Below are 6,637 nucleotides of genomic sequence, written 5' to 3' on the forward strand. Positions count from 1 at the left end.
GCGCGGAAAAGCGCTGGCTATCCCCCATTACCATCATCCTGCGGCAAGGTGGCGCGGTGATTGTATTCAAAAGGTGAATGTCGTATAACATAGCGCTACCGAGGGGTGTCCCGTGAGGGCTGAGATGGCGCAAGCCGAACCCTTTGAACCTGATCTGGGTCATGCCAGCGAAGGGACGGGTCGGCAATTTTGCCAGCATTACCGCCATTGCCTGTTCACACCCCTGCACGCCCGGATCTCCCCTGAATAAATGGAGGTCCTGTGATCGTTCCCGCTTTTAGCCAAGGTCTTTACGGCCGTTTACGCCAGCTGGCCGCCGCTGACTGGCAGCGCTATGTGGCGCATCCTTTCGTCCAGCAGCTTGCCGAGGGCACCCTGGCGGAAAGCGCATTTCGTCGCTACCTGACCCAGGATTATCTGTTTCTGATCCACTTTGCCCGCAGCTATGCGCTGCTGGTGAGTAAACTGCGCACGCTGCCGGAGATGCGGGCCGCGGCCGCCTCGATGAACGCCATCCTCAACGAACTGCCGCTGCACGTCGGTTACTGCGCCCGGTGGGGCATTAGCGAGCAGGAGATGGCTACCCAGCCTGAAGCGCCGGAAACCATTAACTATACCCGCTACGTGCTGGATATTGGCCACTCGGGTGACGCGCTGGATCTACTGGTCGCGCTGATGCCCTGCGTGGCCGGTTATGCGGAAATCGGTCTCGGCCTGCTGCAGCATCCCGCCACCCGACTGGACGATAACCCCTACGCCTCGTGGATCCGCAACTATGGCGATGAAGGCTATCTGCACGGCGTCAACGCCGCGCTGGCGCTGCTGGAAACGGTGTGGCAGCAGCGCGGGAGCGAGGCCCGGATCACTGAGCTGAGCGAGATTTTCACCACTGCCACCCGCCTTGAGGCGCAGTTCTGGCAGATGGGCCTCAACGCGACGGCGGAGACCCGGGCGTGACGGCGCCGGGTATTGAGGTCCGTGGCCTGAGCCTGCATGTCGGCGACCGTCGGTTGTTCGACAACCTGTCGTTTACGGTCCCCGGCGGGCAGTGGGTGTCGCTCCTCGGCGCCAGCGGCGCCGGCAAAACCAGCCTGCTGCGGGTGATGGCCGGTCTGGCGCCCGCCACCCGGGAAGAAGTGGTCGCCAGCGATGGGCAGCCTATTCAGGGCCGTCTGGCGTGGATGGGGCAGAAAGATCTGCTCTACCCCTGGCTGAGCGTTCGGGACAACGTCGCCCTCGGCGCGCGGCTGCGCGGTGAAAAAGTCGATCGTGCCCGGGTCGCCGCGCTGCTTGAACAAGTTGAGCTTTCATCCTGCGCCGACGCCCGCCCGGCGACTCTCTCCGGCGGCATGCGTCAGCGCGCCGCGCTGGCGCGCACGCTGTATGAGGATCGCCCCATCGTGCTGATGGATGAGCCTTTCTCGGCGCTGGATACCCTCACCCGTACGCGGATTCAGACCCTGGCGGCCACCCTGCTGGCCGGTCGCACGGTGGTGCTTATCACCCACGATCCGCAGGAGGCCTGCCGGTTGAGCCACCGCCTGCTGGTCCTCTCGGCGGCCGACGGCGACATTGATGATAGCCATCACCTCGCCGGCACACCTCCGCGCGCGCCGGACGCGCCCGATCTCCTGATCGGCCAGGCCGCCCTGCTGCAGCAGCTGATGAGGGCCCAACCATGACTGGACGTCTCTGGCGCGGCGGCATGGTATTCGGCGGGCTGATGCTCCTCTGGGGTCTGGCCAGCCGCAGCGGCATTCCCCATTTTCTTTTACCGTCCCCGCTGGCGGTCGCCGAGGCGCTATGGGTAAATCGCGCCTATCTCGGCTGGCATACGCTTATCACGCTCAGTGAGATCCTGAGCGGCCTGGCGCTGGGCGTGACGCTCGGCGTCACCCTGGCGCTGGGCATGATCCTCTCCCCCCGTCTGCAGCGCTGGCTGATGCCGCTGGTGCTCACCAGTCAGGCGATCCCGGTCTTTGCCCTCGCCCCGCTGCTGGTGCTGTGGCTGGGCTTTGGCATGAGCGCCAAAGTGGCGATGGCGGTGCTGGTGATTTTCTTTCCGGTGACTTCCGCCTTCTTTGATGGCTTGCGGCGGGTCAACCAGGAGTATCTCGATCTGGCGCGCAGCATGAATGCCTCCTTCGGCGCTCAACTGCGACATGTCCGCCTGATGGCCGCCCTGCCGGCGCTGGGCTCTGGCCTGCGCATGGCGGCGGCGGTGGCGCCCATTGGCGCGATCATCGGCGAATGGGTCGGCTCCGCCGAGGGGCTGGGCTACGTCATGCTCAACGCCAATGCGCGACTGCAAACCGATATCTGCTTCGCCGCGCTGTTTATTTTAGTACTACTGACCCTCCTGCTGTGGCTGGCGGTAGATACCCTGCTACACCGGCTGATCGACTGGTCGCCGGAATAAGAATGACGTAATAAAGGAAAACAGATGAAAAAGTCGCTATTCGCCGGGGCAACCTTGACCGCCCTGTTCAGCGGCCACGCGCTGGCCAATGAACCGCTGACGCTGGTGCTGGACTGGTACATTAATCCCGACCATGCGCCGATTATGGTGGCCGAGCAGATCGGCGCCTTTAAGGCCCAGGGGCTGGACGTCAGGATTATCCCCCCTTCCGATCCCGCGCTGCCTCCGCGCATGGTGGCCGCCCGTCAAGCGGATCTGGCCATCACCTACCAGCCGCAGGTGCACTTCTTTGCTGACGAAGGGTTACCGCTGGTGCGTGTAGGGACTCTGATTAATTCGCCGCTGAATACGGTTATCGCCCTGGATAAGCAGATCAAAACCCCGGCAGATCTGCAAGGCAAGAAGGTGGGCTACTCGGTCAGCGGCATTGAGCAGGCCACCCTGGCGACCATGGCGCAACATGCAGGGATCGATCCGGCCAGCATCAAACTGGTGAACGTCAATTTCCAGCTGACCAGCGCCCTGCTGGCCGGCCAGGTGGACGCGGTTATCGGCGGCTATCGTAATATAGAAGCGCAGGAGCTGAAGCTGCAGGGCAAAACGCCGGTAGTGATGAACGTCGAAGATTACGGCGTGCCGGCCTATGACGAGCTGGTGATTGTCGCCCATCGCGACGCAATTCAAGAGGCGAAGATCCGTAAATTCCTCACCGCCCTGCAGGCGGGAGTGGGCTATCTGCGCGCCCATCCGCAGAAGAGCTGGGAGGCGTTCGCCGCCGCCCACCCGGAGCTTAGGACCGAACTCAACCACCAGGCGTGGTTGCAAACCGTGCCCCTGTTCGCCACCGATCCGGCAGCGCTTGATAAAGCGCGCTACGAGACTTACGAACAGTTTTTATATAACAATAAGTTGGTGAAAAAAGTTACACCTTTAACAAATTATGCGGTGGAACTGCATTGAGTCTTGCTATCGCTGACGGAAGGCATTCCGTCAGCGCTTTAACGTAGCGGCAATAAAAATATAGAGACTTTCTCACTAATAATTACACTTTAAAGGGTTATAGTGACAGAGCGTTGTTCTATTATAATTCAGCAAGTTACGTTAATTTTGCCCCTGGTAAGAATAACGTCAAAATAGCGCAATCAATAAAACGTTGAATGCAGATTTAAAAAGCCATATATTGTGCGCGCTTTATGAATGCCAATTCAATTTCTTACACCAATTATTCAACCAGCGTTCAACCGCAATGCTGGTTGTGGGAGTGATATGATGACGGATAAAGTCCGTATTGATACTTTACGTGCCGATTTATTAGACGCAAACAACGAAACCTTTTTGGCCCGTCAGGCCGAATTCGAATCGAATGTCAGGAGTTACCCGCGTAAGCTGCCGCTGGCTATCACTAAAGCCGAAGGCGTGTGGCTGACGGATGCGGATAACAAACAGTACCTGGACTGCCTCGCGGGCGCCGGTACTCTCGCTCTGGGCCACAACCACCCTGATGTATTGCAGAGCATCCAAAGTGTCATTACCAGCGGCTTGCCGTTACATACTCTCGATCTTACCACCCCGTTAAAAGATCGCTTCTCCGANTACCTGCTCTCTTGCCTGCCGGGCGAAGGGAAAGAATATTGCCTGCAGTTCACCGGCCCGTCCGGCGCTGACGCCGTGGAAGCCGCGCTGAAGCTGGCGAAAAAATACACCGGTCGTACCGCGGTGATCAGCTTCTCCGGCGGCTATCACGGGATGACCCACGGCGCGCTGTCCGTCACCGGCAACCTGTCGCCGAAAGCGGCGGTTAACGGCATGATGCCGGAAGTCCAGTTCATGCCTTACCCGCACCTGTATCGTTGCCCGCTGGGCATCGGCGGCGAAGCCGGCGTGAAAGCCCTGACCTACTACTTCGAAAACCTGATCAACGACGTGGAGAGCGGCGTCCGTAAACCGGCGGCGGTGATCCTTGAAGCCGTTCAGGGCGAAGGCGGTGTGAACCCGGCGCCGGTCGAGTGGCTGCAGCGCATCCGCAAAGTGACCGAAGAGCACGGCATTCTGCTGATCGTCGATGAAGTGCAGGCCGGCTTTGCCCGTACCGGTAAATTCTTCGCCTTCGAGCACGCCGGTATTCAGCCGGACATCATCGTGATGTCGAAAGCGGTTGGCGGCGGGCTGCCGCTGGCGGTGCTGGGCATTAAAAAGCAGTTCGACGCCTGGGAACCGGGTCACCACACCGGCACCTTCCGCGGCAACCAGCTGGCGATGGCCACCGGCCTGACCACCCTGCGTCATCTGCGCGACAACAAGATCGCCGACAAAGTCGCCGCCCAGGGCGAGTGGCTGAAAGGTAAACTGGCCGAGCTGCAGAAACGCTACCCGGTGATTGGCCACGTTCGCGGTCTCGGTCTGATGATCGGTATCGAAATCGTCAAGCCGAACGAAGCGCAGGATCACATGGGCTGCTACCCGGCTGACGGCGAACTCTCTGCCCTGCTGCAGAAGAAATGCTTCGAAGCGGGCCTGATCCTCGAGCGTGGCGGTCGTCACGGCTGCGTGCTGCGCCTGCTGCCGTCCCTGCTGATCAGCGACGCGGAGCTGGACGTGTTCCTCGACAAATTTGAACAGGCCCTGCTGGCCGCCGGCGTAAAACCGGTCTGAGTGGAGTAAGTGACCGCCATGTCCACATTGAATCCGATTCTTGCTGGTTCAGCGCAGAGCGTTGAAGCCTATCAGCAGGTTATCGAGCAGACCAGCCAGGCCGTTGTGCAGTGGCTGAAGCAACCTGAGATGTATCAGGGGAAAAGCGTTGACGAGCTGCGTGAGCGTATCTCCCTTGAATTTAACGAACAGGGTTTGGGTAACCAGGCGGCGATTGATCGTGCGATCGAGTACTTCCTGAAAGACAGCCTGTCGGTGCATCACCCGCAGTGCGTGGCGCACCTGCACTGCCCGAGCCTGGTGATTAGCCAGGCGGCGGAAGTGCTGATTAACGCCACCAACCAGAGCATGGACTCCTGGGATCAGAGCCCGTCGGCAACCATTATCGAGATGAAGCTGATCGAATGGCTGCGCGCCCGGGTCGGTTTTCCGGCGGGCGACGCCGGCGTCTTCACCAGCGGCGGCACCCAGAGCAACCTGATGGGCCTGATGCTGGCGCGCGACGCCTTCTTCGCCCGTCAGGGCCACTCCATCCAGCAGGATGGGCTGCCGGGGGATATCCGCAAGTACAAAGTCTTGTGCTCGGAAAACGCCCACTTCTCGGTGCAGAAGAACATGGCGCTGATGGGCCTCGGCTACCGCTCGGTAACGCTGGTGAAAACCGACGAATTCGCGCGGATGAACGTGTCCGACCTGCAGGCGAAGATTGCGCAAGCGCAGGCTAACGGCGAGCAGATCATGGCGATCGTCGCCACCGCCGGCACCACCGACGCGGGCGCTATCGACCCGCTGCGCGACATCGCCGGTATCGCTGCGGAACATCAGATCTGGCTGCACGTTGACGCAGCCTGGGGCGGCGCCCTGCTGCTGTCTGAGCAGTATCGCGACTACCTTGACGGTCTGGAGCTGGTGGATTCCGTTACCCTGGACTTCCACAAGCAGTTCTTCCAGACCATCAGCTGCGGCGCCTTCCTGCTGAAGGACGCGCGCCATTACGAGCTGATGCGTTATCAGGCGGCCTATCTGAACTCCGAGTTCGATGAAGAACACGGCGTACCGAACCTGGTGTCTAAGTCGCTGCAGACCACCCGTCGCTTCGATGCGCTGAAGCTGTGGATGGGTCTGGAAGCGCTGGGCCAGAAACAGTATGCGGCGATCATCGATCACGGCGTCACGATGGCGAAAAACGTGGCGGAGTACGTGAAGTCGCAGCCGACGCTGGAGCTGGTGATGCAGCCGCAGCTGGCGAGCGTGCTGTTCCGTTCCCGTCCGGCGCAGATGGCCGGGAGCGACGCGGCGGCTATCGCGCTGCTCAACCAGCGGGTCGGCGACGCCCTGCTGGCCTCCGGCCGCGCTAACGTCGGCGTAACCGAGCACAACGGCGTTACCTGCCTGAAGCTGACTCTGCTGAACCCGGTGGTGACGCTGGATGACGTGAAGGTTCTGCTGAACCTGGTGGAGCACACCGCTCAGGAGCTGCTGGCGCAATAACCTGCCTTAGCGAGGCGGCGCCTGCCGCCCCGCTGTCAGCCTTGCCTGCAATAAGCCGATAATGTCCTTATCGGC

The 6,637-nt window shown here is 60.8% G+C and carries 7 protein-coding genes and 1 riboswitch; of the genes, 6 read left to right on the top strand and 1 reads right to left on the bottom strand.

Going from position 1 to position 6,637, the window contains the following annotated elements; genetic code table 11:
* The coding region (locus tag VZP09_RS08975) for a hypothetical protein (RefSeq protein WP_163528157.1) at nt 1-91 on the bottom strand (91 nt) is incomplete at its 3' end.
* A riboswitch (TPP riboswitch) is annotated at nt 92-193 on the top strand. It abuts the gene before it with no gap.
* A gap of 68 nt (nt 194-261) precedes the next feature.
* Between VZP09_RS08975 and tenA the strand changes: the two genes are divergently transcribed.
* The 6 genes from tenA (at nt 262) to VZP09_RS09005 (ending at nt 6,562) form a co-directional block, all read left to right on the top strand.
* Nucleotides 262-957, top strand: a complete 696-nt coding sequence (gene tenA, locus VZP09_RS08980) for a thiaminase II (RefSeq protein ID WP_032436411.1) — start codon at nt 262-264, stop codon at nt 955-957.
* Nucleotides 954-1,682, top strand: coding sequence for an ABC transporter ATP-binding protein (locus VZP09_RS08985; protein ID WP_328795058.1), 729 nt, complete (start codon nt 954-956; stop codon nt 1,680-1,682). The genes tenA and VZP09_RS08985 overlap by 4 nt, the downstream gene beginning before the upstream one ends.
* Nucleotides 1,679-2,419, top strand: coding sequence for an ABC transporter permease (locus tag VZP09_RS08990; protein ID WP_004180004.1), 741 nt, complete (start codon nt 1,679-1,681; stop codon nt 2,417-2,419). Before VZP09_RS08985 ends, VZP09_RS08990 begins: the two co-directional genes overlap by 4 nt.
* Before the next feature lie 24 nt (nt 2,420-2,443).
* Nucleotides 2,444-3,379 (top strand): ABC transporter substrate-binding protein, encoded by a 936-nt coding sequence (locus VZP09_RS08995; RefSeq protein ID WP_002905537.1) that lies wholly within the window; start codon nt 2,444-2,446, stop codon nt 3,377-3,379.
* 306 nt (nt 3,380-3,685) lie between these two features.
* A complete protein-coding gene (locus VZP09_RS09000; RefSeq protein ID WP_328795059.1) occupies nt 3,686-5,071 on the top strand; it encodes a diaminobutyrate--2-oxoglutarate transaminase in 1,386 nt (461 codons plus the stop codon).
* 9 nt (nt 5,072-5,080) lie between these two features.
* Nucleotides 5,081-6,562 (top strand): pyridoxal phosphate-dependent decarboxylase family protein, encoded by a 1,482-nt coding sequence (locus VZP09_RS09005; RefSeq protein ID WP_328795060.1) that lies wholly within the window; start codon nt 5,081-5,083, stop codon nt 6,560-6,562.
* The last annotated feature ends 75 nt before the right edge of the window (nt 6,563-6,637 follow it).

This window comes from Klebsiella sp. EMBS2024, assembly GCF_036233805.1.
GTDB lineage: Bacteria > Pseudomonadota > Gammaproteobacteria > Enterobacterales > Enterobacteriaceae > Klebsiella > Klebsiella pneumoniae.